Source organism: Labrys sp. (in: a-proteobacteria) (genome assembly GCF_047605565.1).
GTDB lineage: Bacteria > Pseudomonadota > Alphaproteobacteria > Rhizobiales > Labraceae > Labrys > Labrys neptuniae.
On the sequence record NZ_JASGFM010000001.1, the window covers coordinates 26,376 to 45,238 of the forward strand.

The window sequence follows — 18,863 nt, forward strand, 5'->3', positions numbered from 1 at the left end:
AATCGATGCATAGATACGATACACGATCACGAAAACCTTTCAGGCAGGATGCGAATGAGCGAAGCGATCGATCTGGCTGATGTCCATCTCAGCCTCGGCACCGGCGCGGCACGCGTTCACATTCTCAAGGGCGTTACGCTGAAAATAAGGCAGGGGGAAGCGGTCGGCCTCGTCGGCCCCTCCGGTTCGGGCAAATCCACGCTTTTGATGACGCTGGGCGGCCTGGAGCGGCCCGATAGTGGCAGCATCCGCATCGCCGGGCAGGATCTCGGCGTCCTCGACGAGGATGGCCTTGCCAAGTTTCGCGGCCGGCATATCGGCGTGGTTTTCCAGTCCTTCCATCTCATCCCCACCATGACGGCCCTCGAAAACGTCGCCGTGCCACTGGAACTGGCCGGCCGGCGCGATGCCTTCGCCCGCGCGGAAGCGGAATTGGAAGCCGTGGGGCTCGGTGCGCGCAAAGCCCATTATCCGGCCCAGCTCTCGGGCGGCGAACAGCAGCGCGTGGCGCTGGCCCGCGCCTTGGCGCCCGAGCCCGCCATCCTGATCGCCGACGAGCCGACAGGCAATCTCGACGAGGGGACGGGCGCCGGCATCGTCGAATTGATGTTCCGCCTGAAGCGCGAGCGCGGCGCCACCCTCGTGCTGGTGACGCATGACCTCGGCCTTGCCGCCCGCTGTGATCGCATGATTCGCATTCGTTCCGGCCATATCGAGGCGGACGAGGCCATGAAGGTGGAAGCGGCGGAATAGATCTCCCCGGCTCCATCAGGCCGATCGAGCGTGGCCGGCACGCCGGATGCAGCGCTTTTCGATAAGGCCGAGATCCCGAACTCGCCGTGCCATGGCCATGGAATGCGCCAGATTGCCGATTAGGCAGGTCCGTTTCGGGTCTCGCGCCCTGCGCGAGGGGCATTGGGGAAAAGTATGGTTGATTCGCAGCAGGGCAGGCGTGCCCTCTTCATCGTCAATCCCAACGCGCGCAATGGCGGCAAGGGCACCGATGCGATCCGCAAGGTGCTGGAGACGGGCGGCATTCATCTCATCGAGGCGAACCCGGAAGGGGACGAGAAGATCGCCGACGTGATTCTGCGGCGCCGGGAAGAGTGCGACCTCGTCATCGTCGGCGGTGGTGACGGCAGCCTCAACGCCGCCGCCCGGGGGCTGATGGAGACGGGCCGGCCGCTCGGCGTGCTGCCGCTCGGCACCGCCAACGACTTCGCCCGCACCGTCGAGATCCCGGCCGATCCGCTGAAGGCGGCCGAACTCATCGTAACCGGACAGCCCAGGCCGATGGATCTCGGCGAGGTCAATGGTCAGCTCTATTTCAACGTGGCAAGCATCGGCTTCAGCGCGGACCTTGCCGCCGAACTCTCCGAGAAGGCCAAGAAGACGTTCGGCAAACTCGGCTACGGCATCGTGGCCGCCCGGCTGCTGGCGCGCTCGCAGCTCTTTACCGCCTATCTCGACCATGACGGCACCACCGAGAAGCTCAAGACCCTGCAGGTCTCGGTCGGCAACGGCAAATATTACGGCGGCGGCATGAGCGTGGAGCAGACCGCCACGGCCGATGACGGCAAGCTCGATTTCTACAGCCTGGAGGTCGACCATTGGTGGCGCCTGCTCAAGCTGCTGCCGAGCCTGCGCAGGGGAACCCATGGCCAGTGGGACGACGTGCGGGCTTTCGGCACCACCGAGCTGGTGATCCGCACCAACCGGCCGCGCCCTGTGAACACCGATGGCGAGCTCACCACCTGGACGCCGGCGCATTTCAAGCTCCGGCGCCATGCCATCGAAGTCTATGCGCCGCCGGCGAAATCCGGCTGATCAATGCCCTGACAGGCGCTGCGCCAGGAGTGAGCAGAACAGCGCCCATCCGGCGCCGATCACCCATCCGGCAATCACGTCGGTGGGCCAGTGCACGCCGAGATAGACGCGGCTGACGCCGACCATGAAGGTCAGCAGCGTGCACACCACCATGATGTAGATCGACAGGGCACGCGTGGGAAAACGGCGGGCCAGCATGATGCCGAGCGTGAAATAGACGGTCGCCGACATGAAGGAATGGCCGCTGGGAAAGCTCGACGTGTAGACCCTGGAGCCGTGCGCCACTAGGTCGGGCCTCGGCCGGTCGAAGCCATATTTCAGGAGCGAGCTCATCAGGATGCCGCTGCCGATGGCGAGGATGACGAAGACGGCACTGCGCGGCGATCCTGATAAAGCGAGAAAACCTGCCACGGCCAGCGTTGTCAGGGTCAGCACGCCGACGCCGCCGAGACCAGTGAAGTCTCGCATCATCTCCTCGAGCCAGCCCGGCCCGAGCGGATCGGTGAGATCGGCGGGATCGCGCATCATCAGGAGGATGGCGCGATCGAAGGCTTCCGTGCCGCCTCGCATGACCAGGCCGGCCAGCACGGCGAAGATCAGAGCGGCGCCAGCGACGCACAGGATGGCGACCAGCGCCGAGCGCTCGGGATGTTGCTGGATCATGAGGATTGCTGGGCCTTAGAACTCGATGCCTTGCTGGGCCTTCACGCCGGCGGCGAAATGATGCTTCACCAGCGTCATCTCGGTCACCAGGTCGGCCGCCTCGATCATCTCGGGCTTGGCGTTGCGGCCGGTGACGACGACATGCAGGTCCGGTCGGCGCGCCTTCAAGGTCTCCACCACCTCGGCGAGGTCGAGATAGTCGTAGCGCAGGGCGATGTTGATCTCGTCGAGCACGAGGAGGCGGATGCCGGGATCCGCCAGCATCGCCTTGGCTGCGTCCCAGGCCCGGCCGGCGGCGGCGACGTCGCGCTCGCGGTCCTGGGTCTCCCAGGTGAAGCCCTCGCCCATGCTCTTCCAGGTCACCAGGTCGTCGAAGCGCTCCAGCGCCGTGCGCTCGCCGGTCGACCAGGCGCCCTTGATGAACTGCACCACGCCGATGCGCCAACCATGGCCGAGCGCGCGCATGATCAGCCCGAAGGCCGCGGTGGACTTGCCCTTGCCGGGACCGGTGTTGACGATCAGCAGGCCCTTTTCGGTGATGGTCTTGGAAGCGACCTCGGCGTCCTGCACGGCCTTGCGCTTTTCCATCTTCGCCTTGTGGCGTGCGGCATCGTCGGTCATTTCAGCATCCACTCACTTCACCACCAGAGGCAGGCCTGCCATCATGAAGATCACCCGGTCGGCGAGGGCGGCGATCCGTTGATTGAGCCGGCCCTGCTCGTCGCGAAAGGCCCGGCCGAGAGCGTTGTCCGGCACGATGGACAGGCCGACCTCGTTGCTAACCATCACCACCGGGCCGGAGACCGCCGCCAGGGCTTCCTGCAGCCGGAGAAAGGCGGATTTGAGGTCATGTCCGCCCAGCATGAGATTGCTGAGCCAGAGCGTCAGGCAGTCGACCAGCACCGGACCCCGTGTAGCGGCAAGCGCTTCCGGCAGGGCGAGCGGCGCATCGACCGTATGCCAGTTGGCGTCGCGCCGGGCCTGGTGCTCGCCGATGCGCTCGCGCATCTCGTCGTCGAAGGCTTGCGCGGTGGCGATATAGGTCCAGGGCGCGGGATGGGTCGAAATCAGGCTCTCCGCATGCCGGCTCTTGCCGGAACGCGCGCCGCCGAGGACGAGGGTGAGTCGAGGAGAGGACATGCCGCCTTCCTGCCGGGTCTTGGGCAGGAAGGCAAGTAACGCGATTTCACCCTTCCCTGGAGGGGAGGGTGAAGACTCACACCGGTCCCCATTTCAGGTCGGTGTTCTTGACCGGCAGGCTGCGGATGCGCTTGCCGGTGGCGGCGAAGATCGCGTTGCAGACGGCCGGGGCGATCGGTGGCGTGCCGGGCTCGCCGATGCCGCCCCATTTCTTGCCGCCGCTGAGCACGAGATGGGTCTCGATCGGGGGCGTGTCGGCGAGACGGGCGACCTGGTAATCGTCGAAATTGCCCTGCACCACCGCGCCCTTCTCGATGGTGATCTCGCCGAACAGGGCGGCCGACAGGCCATAGACCACCGCGCTCTCGATCTGCATCTCCACGGTGAGCGGATTGACGACATGGCCGCAATCGACCGCCGCCACCACGCGCTGGACCTTCACCTCGCCCTCGGGGCTGACGGCGAGCTCCACCACCTCGCCGACGATAGTGCCGAAGGATTCGTGGATGGCGATGCCGCGCCCCCGGCCCTTGGGCAGCGGTTTGCCCCAGTCGCTCTTCTCAGCCAGCGTGTCGAGCACGGCGAGAAAATCCGGCTTGCCCTCGAGCAGCTTGCGCCTGAAACGGTAGGGGTCCTGGCCACTGGCCTGGGCCATTTCGTCGATGAAGCTCTCTAGGGCAAAGGCATTCTGCGACGAGCCGACTGAACGCCAGAACATCACCGGCACATGGGTGTTCTTGAGGATGCAGTCGATCTGGGCCGCGCCGGTGCGGTAGGGCATGTTGGCGAGGCCCTCCACGGCGGAGGGTTCGACGCCGTTCTCTACCTTGCCCCAGCCGAGCGAGCGCTGGATGGAGCCGACGGCGGTGCGGACATGGATCGCCGCCGGCAGGCCGTCCTCGCCGAGGGAGGCCTGGAAGCGGATGGCTGCTTGCGGGCGATAGCGGTCGTGGCGCATGTCCTCCTCGCGCGTCCACACCAGCTTGACCGGCTTGCCCACCGCCTTCGACACCGTCACGGCCTGGACGAGCTCGTCATTGACGGCGCGTCGGCCGAAGCCGCCACCGAGGAAGCAGTTGTGGATCTCCACCTCGGAGGGGGCAACGCCCGCCGCCTTGGCGGCAAGCTGGAGCGCCATGTCGGGGTTCTGCGTGCCCATCCAGACTTCGACCTTGCCGTCATGGACATGGGCGGTGCAGTTGAGCGGTTCCATCGGCGCATGGGCCAGATGCGGCGCCTGGTAGAGGGCGTCGACACGCTTGCCGCGGGCGAGGGCGGCCTCGACATCGCCCTCCTTGCGCGCCGTGACGGCGGGGCCGTCGAGGGCGGCGACATAGTCGGCATCGAAACGCTTGCTGTCCGTTTCGGCGGCGGGGCCCTCCTCCCATGTCACCGGCAGGGCAAGCGCCGCTTCCTTGGCGCGCCAGAACCGGTCGGCCACCACGGCGAGGCCGCCCTCGATCGGCACCACGGCCAGGATGCCGCGGCGGCCCTTGATGGCGGTTTCGTCATGGGATTTCACGCGGCCGCCGAAGACGGGACAGGTCACCACGGCGGCATAGACCATGTCAGGCAGGCGGATATCGATGCCGAATTTCGCCGCGCCCGTCAGCTTGGGCGGCGTATCCAGGCGCGCCAGCGGCTTGCCGATCAGCGTGAACTGCTCGGGCGTCTTGATCGCGGGCTCCTTGGCCAGCGTGACCTTGGCGGCCTCGCCGGCCAGCTCGCCGAAGCGCAGGCTGCGATTGCTGGCCTGGTGCAGCACCTTGCCGGCATCGACGCTGCAGCTTTCGGCCGGAACCTGCCAGCGCGCAGCGGCGGCTTGCACCAGCCTTTCGCGGGCATTGGCGCCGGCGGCCTGCAGGAATTCGCGCGAGCGGCGCACGGCCCCGGAACCGCCGGTGCCCATACGCTTGTAGACGGTGTTCTCGCGCAGATTCCGGCTGGCCGAGGCGTATTCGGGCTTCACCTTGGCCCAGTCGCAGCCGAGCTCCTCGGCAACGATCATCGGCAGGGCCGTGAAGATGCCCTCGCCCATTTCCGATTGCGCCACGCGGATGATCACGGCGTCGTCGGGCTCGATCAGGATCCAGGCATTGATCTCGCCATCGGTGGCCGTGCCGGCCCAAGGCTGGTCGGCAATATCAAGAGCGTGGGCGGCATCGGGGATGAAGCCGCCGATCATCAGGCCGCCGGCGGCCGAGAGGCCGATGGCCAGGAAGCTGCGCCGGCTCAGTGCGGTGGAGGTGCGGTCGATCGCGTTCATGGCCTCACCCCTTCATCAGTTCAGCGGCGCGATGGATGGCGGCGCGGATGCGCGGATAGGTGCCGCAGCGGCAGATATTGGTGATGCCGTTGTCGATATCCGTATCGGTGGGCGCCGGCGTATCCTTCAGGAAGGCGACGGCGGCCATGATCTGGCCCGACTGGCAATAGCCGCATTGCGGTACGTCCTCGGCAAGCCAGGCCTGCTGGACCGGATGCTTGCCGTCCGCCGACAGGCCTTCGATCGTGGTGATGGTGGCGCCGTCGACGTCGCCGACCTGGGTCTGGCAGGAACGGATGGCGGCGCCGTTCACATGGACGGTGCAGGCGCCGCATTGGGCGATGCCGCAGCCGAACTTGGTACCGGTGAGGCCGAGTTCATCGCGCAGGACCCAGAGCAGAGGGGTTTCGGGCTCGATGTCGAGCCGGTGGGTGGTCGAATTGACGGTGATGGCAACCATAGGCAGGCCTTCCAGCGGCTGATGCCGGGCAGAAGGTCCGGGCCCATCGGCGTCGGCCTTCTGGTGGGCGATTGCGGGAAGGCGAAATTGTGGCGGCAATCATGGCGCTGGGGTGACGGGTAACGCAGACGTGAGAGTTTGTGCAGTCTGGAAGCGATCGAGAAACACTGCTGCCGAGGGTGACCAAAATGGGCGGATCATGAAGATGCGGACGAGGACTACAGTCGTCGTCACTACAATTGCGCTGACGTTTCCTCCGTCATTGCGAGCGCAGCGAAGCAATCCAGTTTTGGTAAAGCGCGTCGCTCATGGCTTCTGGATTGCTTCGCTGCGCTCGCAATGACGCAAGCCGGATGTCTCCACCAAATCACGACTATGATGTCAGCCGCCCTGGCTATTGCTTGAACCAGATCCGGCTGTAGCCGAGCGCATCCCCGGCGATGGCGACGAGAACGCCGATGGAGACGAGGATGAGGCCGGTCAGGAAGATGCGCACGATGCGGCGATAGACCAGCCCCTGCAGCGAAGTGGGCGAGAGCATGCCGGCCAGCGCCCAGACCTGGAAGATGATGCCGCCCCCGATGAGGAAGACGGCTGCCAGGTCCTCCGGGATCCAGGTTCCCGGCTGCGAGGCCCAGTTGTTGAGGAAGCCGAGCGAGAAGGCGAGCACGACGCCGATGGCCGTCACCGAACCGCCGCGGAAGATGACGTCGATCTTCTCCGGCTCGGTCGGCGGTGCCGGCGGCTTGTCTTCGGGCATGTCAGCCTCGCTGATGTGGCAATGTCGCCGGCCTTTATGCCGGATTTTGCGCGTGGTTTGGAAGCGGGAACATTGACAAGCACGCCCGCGCACCCCTTATGTCAGCCGCGATCGGTCTCTCGTTAAGAGAGAAGAGGGAATGCGGTGCGGATGAAGAGGGGCCCGGTTGAGGGCTGTCTTGGATGCCAAAGCCGCGGCTGCCCCCGCAACTGTAAGCGGCAAGCGTCCCGCCTTGAGGCCACTGGGCAACCGGGAAGGCGGCGGGGGGCGATGAGCCGCGAGCCAGGAGACCTGCCGGTCGCACTGCTGTCACCGGTCCGGGCGGGGCGCCTCGGAGGCCGGTTCCGTCTTCCCGGACGATCGCCGGCCATGCCGTCGGTCCCGCGCCCTCCATCCGCTCCGGCGGCGATGAACAGGGCCGATGCCAGAAACAACTCTCCCAGTCCGGCTGCTCGTCTGCGTGACCTGCAGGCGCGAGGGCGATGACCCCGAGGCGCCGCGCCAGGGCGCCCGGCTGCGCGATGCGCTCGCGGGCATGCTGCCCGAAAGCGTCGAACTGCAGCCGGTCGAGTGCCTGGGCAATTGCAAGCGTTCCTGCACGGTGGCTTTGTCGGCGCCCGGTACCTGGACCTATGTTTTCGGCGATCTCACTGCCGAGAGCGGCCCCGACATCCTCACCGGGATCGATCTCCTTGCCCATTCCAGCGACGGCCTGATGCCCTGGCGCGGCCGTCCCGACGTCTTCAAGCGCAGCATGATCGCGCGCATCCCACCCATGCCAACCCTCAAGGACGCCGCCGAATGAACGCACACAGCAAGGTTCCCTGCACCATCGTCACCGGCTTTCTCGGAGCCGGCAAGACCACGCTGATCCGCAACCTTCTGGCCACCGCCAACGGCCGCAGGCTGGCGTTAATCGTCAACGAATTCGGCGATGTCGGCGTCGATGGTGACATCCTGAAATCCTGCGGCATCGAGAGCTGCCCGGAAGACGCCATCGTCGAGCTCGCCAATGGCTGCATCTGCTGCACCGTGGCCGACGATTTCGTGCCGGCGCTGGAGACGCTGCTGGCACGCCCGAACGCGCCCGAGCACATCGTGATCGAGACATCAGGTCTCGCTCTGCCCAAGCCGCTGGTCAAGGCCTTCAACTGGCCGGCGATCCGTTCGCGCGTCACCGTCGACGGCGTCATCGCCGTGGTCGACGGCGCCGCGGTCGCGGCCGGCCGTTTTGCCGACGATCCGGAAGAGTTGAAGCGCCAGGCCGAGGGCGACGCTTCCCTCGATCACGACAATCCGCTCGAGGAGGTCTATGAAGACCAGCTCCTCTGTGCCGATCTCGTCGTGCTCAACAAAGCCGATCTCCTCTCCGCCGGCGAGGCCGACAGCGTGGAGAAGGACATCGAGAAGACCGTGCCGCGCGCCGTCAAGGTGGTGCGCACCTCCGAGGGCCGCATCGACGCGGCCGTGCTGCTCGGGCTCGGTGCCGCGGCCGAGAACGACCTGGAGGCCCGACCCTCCCATCACGACCACGAGGCGGAGCATGACCACGACGACTTCGATACCTTCATCGTCGACCTGCCGGCCATCCTCGATGCCGATGCCCTGGTGGCCAAGCTGAAGGCGGCGGCCGAGGAGCATGATATCCTGCGCATCAAGGGCTTCGTCGCTGTCGACGGCAAGCCGATGCGCCTGCTGGTCCAGGGCGTCGGCGCCCGCTTCTCGCAGCATTTCGACCGCGCCTGGGCGCCGGAGGAAACCCGTTCGAGCCGCCTCGTCATCATCGGCGAGAAGGGCATCGACCAGGCCGGCATCCGCAAGACGCTGGAGGGATAAAGCGAAGATGAGGTATAGCTCGACGCCTGCCTGTTCGTCATGCCCGGGCTTGACCCGGGCATCCGGCTCCGATGCGAGCTGGATTGCCGGGTCAAGCCCGGCAATGACAAGGTGGCGGGCGTTGTTCTTTGGTCCGGAACCGTCCTGATGCATCTGCTGCCGGCCGATACGCGTTCGCTCGATGCCAGCGAGGCCGCCGTCGATCTCGACCAGGCTCCCGGCGCGATCGTGTTCGCCTCGCTGACCGACAGCGACCTCGCCCTGGCAGCTGCATCCGGCCTCGACGATCTGCGCCTGGCGCCGCTGCAGAAGCTGCGCCATCCGATGTCCGTCGACCTCTACATCGACAAGACGGCCCGCCACGCCAGGACGATCGTGGTGCGCCTGCTCGGCGGCCTCGATTATTGGCGCTATGGCGTGGAGGAACTGGCGGCGACGGCGCGCACCCGCGGCATCGCGCTCGCCTTGATCCCCGGTGACGCCAGGCCGGATGGGCGACTGTCCCAGCTCTCCACCGTGCCGCAGGAGGCGCTGGACCGGCTTGCGCAGTACTGGCGCGAGGGCGGGCCCCGGAACGCCCGGGCCTCCTTGCTCTATGCCGCCAGGCTGGGCGGCCTCGATTTCGGCGAGCCGGAAGCGCCGCTCGCCGTGCCGAAATATGGGATGTTCCTTGGAGCGCGGACATCCTGTCCGCATCTTTCTCACCAATGTGCCGCGTCAAGAGCGGACAAGATGTCCGCGCCCCAAGCCGCCATCTTTTTCTACCGCTCGATCCTGCTCTCGGCCGACACCGCCCCCATCGAGGCCCTGGCGCGGGCGCTCGATGCCGAGGGCCTGGCCGTATCGGCCTTCTATGTCGGTTCGCTCAAGGATGGCGAAACCGCCGAATGGGTGCGCCGGCAGCTTGAGGACCTTCAGCCTCGAGTGATCCTCAATGCCACCGCCTTCTCGGCTCTGGATGATGACGGCGCTTCGCCGCTGGATGTGGCCGGCTGTCCCGTCCTCCAGGTGATCACCTCCTCCTCGGCGCAGGAGGCCTGGGAAGCCTCGACCCGTGGGCTGTCGGCCAGCGACCTCGCCATGCATGTGGCGCTGCCCGAGCTCGACGGCCGGCTCTCGGCGGGCGTGATCTCCTTCAAGGCCGAACGCGAGGAGGGCGCCTTCACCCGTCTCGCCCATGCCCCGCATGACGAGCGCATCGCCGCCGTGGCTGCCAAGGCCGTCGCCTGGACGAAGCTTGCCACGAAGGCGCGGGCGGAGCGCAGGCTCGGCCTGATCCTCTCGAACTATCCGGGCGCGGATGGCCGTCTCGCGCACGCCGTTGGCCTCGATGCGCCCGCCTCGGCCCTGGCGATCCTGGAGCGGCTTCGGGACGAGGGCTATGCGGTGGGCGAGTTGCCGGAGAGCGGCGCTGATCTGCTGGAGCTGGTTGTCCAGTCATACCCTCCCCTCGATGGGGAGGGTCGACGCGTAGCGTCGGGGTGGGGTGACTGCCTCGACCGTGGTGATTCCCACCCCACCCCGGACCTGCGGTCCGACCCTCCCCATCGAGGGGAGGGTAAAGAGCTTTCCTTCCCGCTCGCGGTTTACCAGAGCTGGCTCGGCGCCCTTCCCGCTGCCCTCCGCGACAGGCTCGCGGCCCAATGGGGCGATCCCTCGGCCGATCCCCTCTGCAGCGAGGGCGCCTTCCGCTTTGCCGGCCATCTCTGCGGCCATGTCGCCGTGGCGGTGCAGCCCGATCGCGGCTCGGCCCTCGACCGCAAGGGCGATCATCACTCGCCCGATTTGCCGCCGCGCCATGCCTATCTCGCCTTCTATCTGTGGCTGCGCCAGGCCTTCGGCATCGATGCGATGATCCATCTGGGCACGCATGGCACGCTCGAATGGCTGCCGGGCAAGGCCGCCGCCCTGTCTGCCCAGTGCTTCCCGGAGCTGGCCGCTGGGGCCGTGCCGGTGCTCTATCCCTTCATCGTCAACAATCCCGGCGAGGCGGCGCAGGCCAAGCGCCGGCTCGGCGCCGTCACCATTGGCCATCTCACCCCGCCCTTGCGGGAGGCCGGCCTGTCCGGTGGTGCCATCGAGGTCGAGCGCCTGATCGACGAATATGCCAGCGCCGACGGCCTCGACCAGCGCCGCATGGCCTATCTCAGGCGCGAGATCATCGAGCGGGCCGTGGAGACTGGCCTTACCGCCGAATGCGGCATCGCGCCCGGCCTCGACGAGGACGAGACGCTGGCGCGTCTCGATGCCTTCCTGTGCGACGTCAAGGAACTCCAGATCCGCGACGGGCTGCATGTCTTCGGGCGCCGGCCGGAGGAGAGCGCCCATCTCCTCGATGTCCTGGCCGCCTCCTGCGGCGAGGAGGAGCGGCCGGTTCTGGCCGCACGCCTCGAAAGCTGTGGTGACAGCGAGATGGCCAGCCTTCTCGCCGGCCTCGACGGACGCTTCGTGCGGCCCGGCCCTGCCGGGGCGCCGACGCGCGGGCGGGCCGACGTGCTGCCGACCGGGCGCAACCTCACCACGCTCGATCCGCGCGCGGTTCCGACCCGCGCCGCCTACGCGATTGGATCGCGTGCGGCAGATGCCGTTATCCAGCGCTATCTCCAGGATCACGGCGATTATCCCAAAAATATCGTGCTCGATCTTTGGGGCTCGGCCACCATGCGCACCGGAGGCGACGATCTCGCTCAAGCCATGGCACTGCTGGGTACCAGGCCGGTGTGGGACAACGGTTCCAACCGAGTTTCCGGCTTCGAGGTCTTGCCCCAGGCCCGGCTCGACCGGCCGCGCGTCGACGTGACCCTGCGCATCTCGGGCCTTTTCCGCGACGTGTTCGCCCAGCAGATCACGCTGTTCGACGAGGCGGTCAGGGCCGTTGCCGCCCTTGACGAAAGCGCCGAATGGAACCCGCTCGCCGCCGCGGCGAAGGCAAGCGGCCAGCGTCCGCTGCGCATCTTCGGCGCTGCGCCCTCCGCCTATGGTGCCGGGGTCACCGATCGCATCGCGCGCGGAGCCTGGGATGTCAGGGCCGATCTCGGCCGCGACTATCTCGCAGCCAGCAGCCATGCCTATGGTGCCGGCATCGAGGGCGACGCCGTGCCGGCGGTCTTCGCGGAGCGGGTCGCCTCCGCCGATGCCCATGTCCATGGCCAGGACCATCGCGAGATCGACATCCTCGACGATGTCACCTTCGCCGCCCATCAGGGCGGCTTTGCGGCGGCGCTGGAGGCGCTCGGCGCCAAGGCTGCCCTCTATCACGCCGATCTTTCCGATCCGGACAAGCCGCGCCTGCGCAGCCTCGGCGAGGAGGTCGGCCGCCTCGTGCACGGCCGGGCCGCCAGCCGGCGCTGGATCGACGGCATGATGGCGCATGGCTATGCCGGCGCCGCCGAGATGGCCAATGCCATGGATTGCCTGTTTGCCTTCTCGGCAACGGCCGGCATCGTCACCAATGCCGCCTTCGACCGCATGCACGAAGCCTATGTCGAGGACGAGGAGGTCGCGGCCTTCCTCGCTTCGGCCAATCCCGCCGCGGGCCGGGCGATCCGGGCGCGGCTGGCCGAGGCGATCCGCCGCGGCCTGTGGCAGCCGCGTCGCAATTCTGCGAGTTTTCTGCTCGATGAGGCTGGGAGGGCGGCGTGAGCGGATCGTCAGGCCAGGTCAAGGGCTGGTGCCCAGGGGCGCTCAGGCCGATGCGCTCCGGCGACGGCCTGATCGTGCGGGTGCGCCTGACCGGCGGGGACCTTACCCCCGAACGCGCGGCCGCGCTGGCCGAGGCGGCCCGGCGCTTCGGCAACGGCCTTGTCGACCTGACTTCCCGTGCCAATCTGCAGATGCGCGGTGTCAGCGACGACACGCTGCAACCGCTGCTCGACCGGCTCGCCGAGCTCGGCCTGCTCGATGCCAGCGCTGCCGCCGAACAGGTCCGCAACGTGATCGCGAACCCGCTGGCCGGGCTCGATCCGAGCGCGCCGATCGACATACAGCCTCTGATCCGGGCGCTGGAGCTCAGGCTGATTGGAAATGAACGTTTCCATATCCTGCCGGCCAAGTTCGGTTTCCTGCTCGACGGCGGCGGCGTGCTGTCGCTTGACGGTATCGAGGCCGATATCGCCCTTCGGGCCGAGGACGATGGGCATTTCCGCCTGGAAGCCGGTGGGGAGACCCTCGGATGGGTGAGGGTGGAGGAAGCCCTGGAGGCCGCCCTCGGCGTTGCCGAACGCTTCCTGGCCCTGCGCCAGCCCGACGAGCGCCGCATGCGCGATATGGTGGAGCGGTTGCCTTTACCCTCCCCTGGAGGGGTCGACCATTCCTCTTGGAATGGTCTGGGGTCGACGCGTAGCGTCGGGGTGGGGTGGGAAGCGGAGGGCGTGGAGGTTCCCACCCCACCCCGGCCTTCGGCCGACCCTCCCCCTCCAGGGGAGAGTAGGATGCGTCACCTTGCCGGTCCCCACGCCGCCGGCTTCTTCACTGCCGCGGCTCCTTTCGGACGGCTCGATGCCGGCCAGCTCGAGGGCCTCGCCGCCATCGCGGCCCGGCATGGCGCGACATTGCGCCTGACGCCCTGGCGCTCCATCCTGCTGGCGCCGCTTGCCGTCGACGTCACCGCAGAGGTGTCGTCCCTTGGCCTCGTCGTCGATCCCGGCGACCCGCGTCTTGCCATTGCCGCTTGCCCCGGCAGCCCTTCTTGTCTATCCGGCGAAGCGCCGGCGCAGGCCGATGCCGCCAGGCTCGCGCCGGTGCTGGCCGGTTTCGTCGAAAAGGGAGCGAGCGTGCATGTCTCAGGCTGTGCCAAGGGCTGCGCGCGGCGCGCACCGGCTTCCATCACGCTGGTGGGGCAGGCAGGACGCTACGGTATCGCCTTCGACGCCGACAGCAAGGCGCCGAGCGAGGCGGAACCGATGTCTTTGGGCGAATTGACGGCGTTTTTGGCCAAGCGGCTACAGCATTTTCCGGAAAAGTTGGGCGACTTTTCGATTAAGAAAATGCGCTAGAACAAGGGGTTGGAGACAGTGCGATTCGATGGAAGCGCAATTTCTCCGGTCGAGAAGAGTTTCAAGAGCAGTGACCATGTCTGAACGCGACTATATCCGTGACGGTGCCGAGATCTATCGCCGCTCCTTCGCGATGATCCGTGCCGAAAGCGACCTGTCGCGCTTTTCGGCCCTCGAGGCCCCCCTCGTCGTGCGCATCATCCATGCCTGCGGCATGGTCGAGGTCGCTGCCGATGTCGAGATGTCCGATGATCTTGTGGCGAGCGCACGCGCCGCGCTCAGGGCCGGTGCGCCCGTGCTGTGCGATTCGAAGATGGTGGCCAATGGCGTGACCCGCGCCCGTCTGCCGGCCGACAATGACGTGGTCTGCACGCTGGACGATCCGCGCACGCCGGGACTCGCCCGCGAGATCGGCAATACCCGCACCGCCGCCGCCATGGAGCTCTGGCGCGACCGTCTCGGTGGCGCCGTGGTCGCCATCGGCAATGCGCCGACCGCGCTCTACCATCTCATGGACATGATCGATCGCGGTGCGCCCAGGCCCGCCGCCATTCTCGGCATTCCCGTCGGTTTCGTCGGCGCCGCCGAATCCAAGGACGATCTCAAGGCCTGGGGCAAGGTGCCCTGGCTGATCGTGCGCGGCCGCAAGGGTGGCAGCGCCATGACTGCGGCGGCGATCAACGCGCTGGCGAGCGAAATCGAATGAGTGCCGGTCGTCTCTACGGCGTCGGCGTCGGTCCCGGCGATCCCGAACTGATGACCTTGAAGGCGGCACGGCTCCTCCGTTCCGCGCCGGTCGTTGCCTATTTCTGCAAGCAGGGGCAGCGCGGCCATGGCCGCACCATCATCGAGGGCTTCCTCGCCGAGGACGTCGTCGAGGAAAAGCTCGCCTATCCGATGACGACCGAAGTGCCGGCCGCCGATCCCGCCTACCATTCGGCGCTCGGCGGTTTCTATGACGAATCGGCCCGGCGGCTCGCCGGTCACCTCGACGCCGGCCGCGACGTCGTGGTGGTGTCGGAAGGCGATCCCTTCTTCTACGGGTCCTTCATGCCGATCTTCCATCGCCTGGCCTCTTCCTACGAGACCGAGGTGGTCGCCGGCGTCTCGGGCATGGCGGGCTGCTGGACACGGGCCCGCACCCCCATCACCTATGGCGACGACATCCTTACCGTGCTGCCGGCGACGCTGGACGCGGCGGCGCTCAAGCGCCATCTCGAACTCGCCGACGCGGCGGTGATCATGAAGCTCGGCCGGCATTTTCCGAAAGTGCGTGCCGTGCTGGAGGAACTGGGTCTCGCCGCCCGCACGGTCTATGTCGAGCGCGGCACCATGGCCGGCGAGAAGATCATGAAGCTGCCGCCGGCCGATTTCACCGGCGTGCCCTATTTCGCCATGCTGTTGGTGCCCGGCCAGGGACGGCTGCTGTGACCGGCCGCGTCATGATCATCGGCCTCGGGCCGGGGCCTGCGAAATGGGTCACGCCGGAAGCCAGCGCGCTGCTCGCCGAAGCGACCGACATCATCGGCTACGGCCCCTATGTCGACCGCGTGCCGCCGAGCCCGGCGCGGCGCCATGCCAGCGACAACCGGGTCGAGGTCGACCGCGCCCGCCATGCCCTCGAACTCGCGACTGCTGGCGCTGATGTCGCTGTGGTTTCGGGCGGGGATCCCGGCGTCTTCGCCATGGCGGCGGCGGTCTTCGAGGCGGTCGAGGCGGGGGATCCGGCCTGGCGCGACCTCGATATCGTGGTCGTTCCCGGCGTTACCGCCGTGCTCGCCGCCGCCGCGCGGCTCGGCGCACCCCTCGGGCACGATTTCTGCGTGATCTCGCTCTCGGACAATCTCAAGCCCTGGTCCATCATCGAGAAGCGGCTGGTCGCGGCGGTGGAGGGCGATTTCGTGCTCGCCTTCTACAACCCGGCCTCCAAGGCCCGGCCGGACCAGATCGGCAGGGCCTTCGACGTGCTGCGCCGCCAGGCGGGCGAGCGTATCGTCGTGCTCGCCAAGGCCGTCGGCCGGCCGGACGAGGACATCATCGTGACCAGCCTGTCGGCGGTGAAGCCCGAAGAGGTCGACATGCGCACGCTCGTGCTGATCGGCTCCTCGCAGACGAGGTTGATCGAGCGCGGGGAGGCCGAGCCCTGGATCTATTCGCCCCGGAGATGGGACGCGTGACCTCCTGGGACCGCAGGCTTCCAGCCTGCTCTGCATCTCCGGCGTGTTCGACGTTTCCAAGAATGCAGGCTGGAAGCCTGCTATCCCAGGGGCAAGCAGTTCCGGGGGGCGGGTCTTCAGACCCGGCTTTGTCTTTCCGGCGGGCGCGACGTCTCCGGGCTGGTCTGAAGACCAGCCCCCCGGTGCTCGATCCAGGCCAAAGCCTCCTGCGCCGTTGCCACCGTCTCCACTTCGGCCGTCCCAGGTCGTCGCAGCAGGATGACCGGCAGGCCGAGGCGGCGCGCGGCGCTGATCTTGCCGTAGGTGGCGCTGCCGCCGGAATTCTTGGTGACCAGGATGTCGACGGCCTCTTCCTGCATCAGGCTGTAATCATCGGCCTCCGCGAAGGGACCGCGGGCAAGGATCAGCCTGGCGCGCGGCGGCAGCTCTTCCGGCGGATCGACCGAACGGACCAGATAGAAATGCTGGGGTGCGGCGAGGAAGGCCGGCAGTTCGAGCCGGCCGGTGGTCAGGAAGACGCGACGTGGCGCGGTGCCGAGCGCCTCAACCGCGGCCTCGGCGTCCGGAACCTCGCTCCAGCGATCGCCGCTCTCAGCCTGCCAGGCCGGACGCCGCAGGGCCAGCAGCGGCACGCCCATGCGCCGGGCGGCCTCGACCGCATTGGCCGACATCCGCTCGGCGAAGGGATGCGTGGCATCGATGAGCGCGGTGACCGCATTTTCCTCGAGGAAGGCGCAAAGTCCTTCGACGCCGCCGAAGCCGCCGATCCGATGGGCGATCGGGGGCGGGGCGGGATTGATCGTCCGCCCGGCAAGGGACACCATGGCCGGAATGTCGGAGCGCGCGGCCAGGAGCCTCGCCAGGGCCGAAGCCTCGCTGGTGCCGCCGAGCAGCAGGACATGGGGACGGGAACGGGTCACTCAAGCGTCATTCAAGTTGGTTCGATCTTTGTCATTGCCGGGCTTGACCGGCAATCCAGCCTATTGCCCGATTGCGTGTGGCTTCTGGATAGCCGGGTCAAGCCCGGCTATGACAAACCGGATCGTTTCTTCTTAAGTGAATTGCGTTGGAACTGAAATGCGCTGTCGTCTCTTGAGGGTCGGATGAGCCCTGTCAACCATTCGGATCGCTGGCTGTCCATCGTCGGCATCGGCGAGGACGGCATGGCCGGCCTGTCGCCGCTGGCCGCCGCCGTGGTCGCCGGGGCCGAACTGCTGGTCGGTGGCGCCAGGCACCTGGCCATGGTGCCGGACAGAGCCGCCGAAAGGCCGGCGGAAAGGCTGGCCTGGCCGAGCCCGCTGACCGACGCCATCGGCCCGATCAGGGCGGCGCGTGGGCGGCGCGTCGTCGTGCTGGCCTCCGGAGATCCGTTCCTGTGGGGTGTGGGTGCCACGCTGGCGCGCTTCATCCCGCCCGAGGAGATCGCCTGCCATCCCGCGCCTTCGTCCTTTTCCCTGGCGGCGGCGCGGCTCGGCTGGGCGCAGCAGGATTGCGCCCTGATCTCGCTGCATGGCCGGCCCTTCGAGACACTGGTGCCGCATGTCCAGCCCCAGGCCCGCATCCTGGCCCTGACCTGGGACGGCCGCACGGCGGCCAAGGCGGCGGCCCGCCTCACCGAGCTCGGCTTCGGCGCGTCCCGCCTGACCGTGCTGGAGCGCATCGGCGCAAGCGCGGAGAGGATCCGCTCCGCCCGGGCCGAAGCCTTCGATCTCGACGGCATCGATCCGCTCAACGTCCTGGCCATCGAGGTGGTCGCCGGCCCCGACGCCCGGCCGCTACCGCTCGCCAGCGGCCTGCCCGACGATTTCTTCGAGCATGACGGCCAGCTCACCAAGCGGGAGATCCGCGCCGTCACGCTGTCGGCGCTGGCCCCGCTCAAGGGCCAACTGCTCTGGGACATCGGCCTGGGGGCGGGGTCGGTCGCCATCGAATGGCTGCTGCGCCATCCGTCCAACCGCGCCATCGGCATCGAGGAGAATGCCGACAGGGCGACGCGCGCGCTGGTCAACGCCGTCAATCTCGGCGTGCCGCATCTGCGCCTCGTCACCGGAGCGGCACCAGCCGCCCTTGCGGGACTGGAGCGCCCTGATGCCGTCTTCATCGGTGGCGGCACGGGTGATGAGGGTGTGTTCGAGGCTGCCTGGGCCGCCCTGTGCCCGGGCGGGCGCCTCGTCGCCAATGCCGTCACGCTGGAGAGCGAGCAGGCCCTGGCCCGGCGTTTCACCCAATATGGCGGCGATCTGATCCGTCTGGGCGTGGAGCGGCTGGTGCCCGTCGGCAGCATGCATGGCTGGCGCCCGGCGATGCCGGTGACGCAATGGAGCGTGGTCAAGCCAGGAAATCCTGGGCAATGAAACCGTTCGTCGCCGCCGGTCTCGGCTGCCGCAAAGGCTGCCCGGCCGAGGAAATCGCCGATCTCGTCCGGCTGGCCCTGCAGGAGGCCGGCTTGGAGCTTGCCGCACTTTCGGGCCTGTTCGCGCCCGCCTTCAAGCAGGGCGAGGCGGGGCTGGCGGAGGCTGCCACCAGCCTGGGCGTCCCACTCGTGCTGATCCCCCAGGCTGCGCTGGAGGCCGCCGAGCCGCGCGTGCTGACCCGTTCGGAGCGCGTGGTCGCCCTGACGGGGCTGGGCAGCGTGGCCGAAACCGCGGCGCTCGCTGGCGCCGGCCCGCAATCCACCCTCAAGCGGGCGCGCATCGCCAGTGCGAACGCCACCTGCGCCATCGCCGTCAACGAGGCCTGA

General features: G+C 67.7%; 18 protein-coding genes and 1 riboswitch. Of the genes, 11 read left to right on the plus strand and 7 right to left on the minus strand.

What is annotated here, in order from left to right:
• The first annotated feature begins 54 nt into the window (after positions 1 to 54).
• A complete protein-coding gene (locus QM672_RS00125) occupies positions 55 to 753 on the plus strand; it encodes an ABC transporter ATP-binding protein (protein ID WP_210250000.1) in 699 nt (232 codons plus the stop codon).
• Between the two features lie 174 nt (positions 754 to 927).
• A complete protein-coding gene (locus QM672_RS00130; RefSeq protein ID WP_415080278.1) occupies positions 928 to 1,827 on the plus strand; it encodes a lipid kinase in 900 nt (299 codons plus the stop codon).
• Here the strand turns inward: QM672_RS00130 and QM672_RS00135 are convergent, their stop codons facing one another.
• The 6 genes from QM672_RS00135 to QM672_RS00160 form a co-directional block, all read right to left on the minus strand.
• Positions 1,828 to 2,490, minus strand: a complete 663-nt coding sequence (locus QM672_RS00135) for a phosphatase PAP2 family protein (RefSeq protein ID WP_415080279.1) — start codon at positions 2,488 to 2,490, stop codon at positions 1,828 to 1,830.
• A 15-nt stretch (positions 2,491 to 2,505) separates the two neighbouring features.
• Positions 2,506 to 3,111 (minus strand): cob(I)yrinic acid a,c-diamide adenosyltransferase, encoded by a 606-nt coding sequence (cobO, locus tag QM672_RS00140; protein WP_394313900.1) that lies wholly within the window; start codon positions 3,109 to 3,111, stop codon positions 2,506 to 2,508.
• A 12-nt stretch (positions 3,112 to 3,123) separates the two neighbouring features.
• Entirely contained in the window at positions 3,124 to 3,630 is a 507-nt protein-coding gene (cobU, locus tag QM672_RS00145; RefSeq protein ID WP_415080280.1) for a bifunctional adenosylcobinamide kinase/adenosylcobinamide-phosphate guanylyltransferase, read from the minus strand.
• 76 nt (positions 3,631 to 3,706) lie between these two features.
• A complete protein-coding gene (locus QM672_RS00150; RefSeq protein ID WP_415080281.1) occupies positions 3,707 to 5,896 on the minus strand; it encodes a molybdopterin cofactor-binding domain-containing protein in 2,190 nt (729 codons plus the stop codon).
• A gap of 4 nt (positions 5,897 to 5,900) precedes the next feature.
• Positions 5,901 to 6,356, minus strand: coding sequence for a (2Fe-2S)-binding protein (locus QM672_RS00155; protein ID WP_415080282.1), 456 nt, complete (start codon positions 6,354 to 6,356; stop codon positions 5,901 to 5,903).
• A 394-nt stretch (positions 6,357 to 6,750) separates the two neighbouring features.
• Positions 6,751 to 7,116 carry a hypothetical protein gene (locus QM672_RS00160; protein WP_068287846.1) on the minus strand — a complete coding sequence of 122 codons (366 nt, stop codon included), beginning with the start codon at positions 7,114 to 7,116 and terminating at the stop codon, positions 6,751 to 6,753.
• Between the two features lie 95 nt (positions 7,117 to 7,211).
• Positions 7,212 to 7,430: riboswitch (cobalamin riboswitch) on the plus strand.
• Positions 7,431 to 7,537: 107 nt separating this feature from the next.
• On the opposite strand from QM672_RS00160, the gene QM672_RS00165 reads away from it, so the two are divergent.
• The 7 genes from QM672_RS00165 to cobJ all read left to right on the plus strand — a co-directional run bounded on the left by QM672_RS00165 (position 7,538) and on the right by cobJ (position 16,123).
• On the plus strand, positions 7,538 to 7,921 hold the full coding sequence (locus QM672_RS00165; RefSeq protein WP_415080283.1) for a DUF1636 family protein: 384 nt from the start codon (positions 7,538 to 7,540) through the stop codon (positions 7,919 to 7,921).
• Positions 7,918 to 8,952, plus strand: a complete 1,035-nt coding sequence (cobW, locus tag QM672_RS00170) for a cobalamin biosynthesis protein CobW (RefSeq protein ID WP_068287853.1) — start codon at positions 7,918 to 7,920, stop codon at positions 8,950 to 8,952. Before QM672_RS00165 ends, cobW begins: the two co-directional genes overlap by 4 nt.
• A gap of 147 nt (positions 8,953 to 9,099) precedes the next feature.
• Entirely contained in the window at positions 9,100 to 12,594 is a 3,495-nt protein-coding gene (gene cobN / locus QM672_RS00175; protein ID WP_415080284.1) for a cobaltochelatase subunit CobN, read from the plus strand.
• Positions 12,591 to 13,946, plus strand: coding sequence for a precorrin-3B synthase (gene cobG, locus QM672_RS00180; protein ID WP_415080285.1), 1,356 nt, complete (start codon positions 12,591 to 12,593; stop codon positions 13,944 to 13,946). Before cobN ends, cobG begins: the two co-directional genes overlap by 4 nt.
• Before the next feature lie 76 nt (positions 13,947 to 14,022).
• Positions 14,023 to 14,652: a precorrin-8X methylmutase gene (locus QM672_RS00185; RefSeq protein WP_415080286.1), complete on the plus strand. Its 630-nt coding sequence runs from the start codon at positions 14,023 to 14,025 to the stop codon at positions 14,650 to 14,652.
• The gene (locus tag QM672_RS00190; protein ID WP_415080287.1) at positions 14,649 to 15,377 is read left to right on the plus strand and encodes a precorrin-2 C(20)-methyltransferase; all 729 of its coding nucleotides are present in this window, start codon (positions 14,649 to 14,651) and stop codon (positions 15,375 to 15,377) included. Before QM672_RS00185 ends, QM672_RS00190 begins: the two co-directional genes overlap by 4 nt.
• Positions 15,374 to 16,123: a precorrin-3B C(17)-methyltransferase gene (cobJ, locus tag QM672_RS00195; protein ID WP_415080288.1), complete on the plus strand. Its 750-nt coding sequence runs from the start codon at positions 15,374 to 15,376 to the stop codon at positions 16,121 to 16,123. Before QM672_RS00190 ends, cobJ begins: the two co-directional genes overlap by 4 nt.
• A 116-nt stretch (positions 16,124 to 16,239) precedes the next feature.
• Here the strand turns inward: cobJ and QM672_RS00200 are convergent, their stop codons facing one another.
• On the minus strand, positions 16,240 to 17,043 hold the full coding sequence (locus tag QM672_RS00200; protein ID WP_415080289.1) for a cobalt-precorrin-6A reductase: 804 nt from the start codon (positions 17,041 to 17,043) through the stop codon (positions 16,240 to 16,242).
• A gap of 183 nt (positions 17,044 to 17,226) precedes the next feature.
• Between QM672_RS00200 and cbiE the strand changes: the two genes are divergently transcribed.
• Positions 17,227 to 18,477 (plus strand): precorrin-6y C5,15-methyltransferase (decarboxylating) subunit CbiE, encoded by a 1,251-nt coding sequence (gene cbiE, locus QM672_RS00205; protein WP_415080290.1) that lies wholly within the window; start codon positions 17,227 to 17,229, stop codon positions 18,475 to 18,477.
• The gene (locus tag QM672_RS00210; RefSeq protein ID WP_415080291.1) at positions 18,474 to 18,863 is read left to right on the plus strand and encodes a cobalamin biosynthesis protein; all 390 of its coding nucleotides are present in this window, start codon (positions 18,474 to 18,476) and stop codon (positions 18,861 to 18,863) included. Before cbiE ends, QM672_RS00210 begins: the two co-directional genes overlap by 4 nt.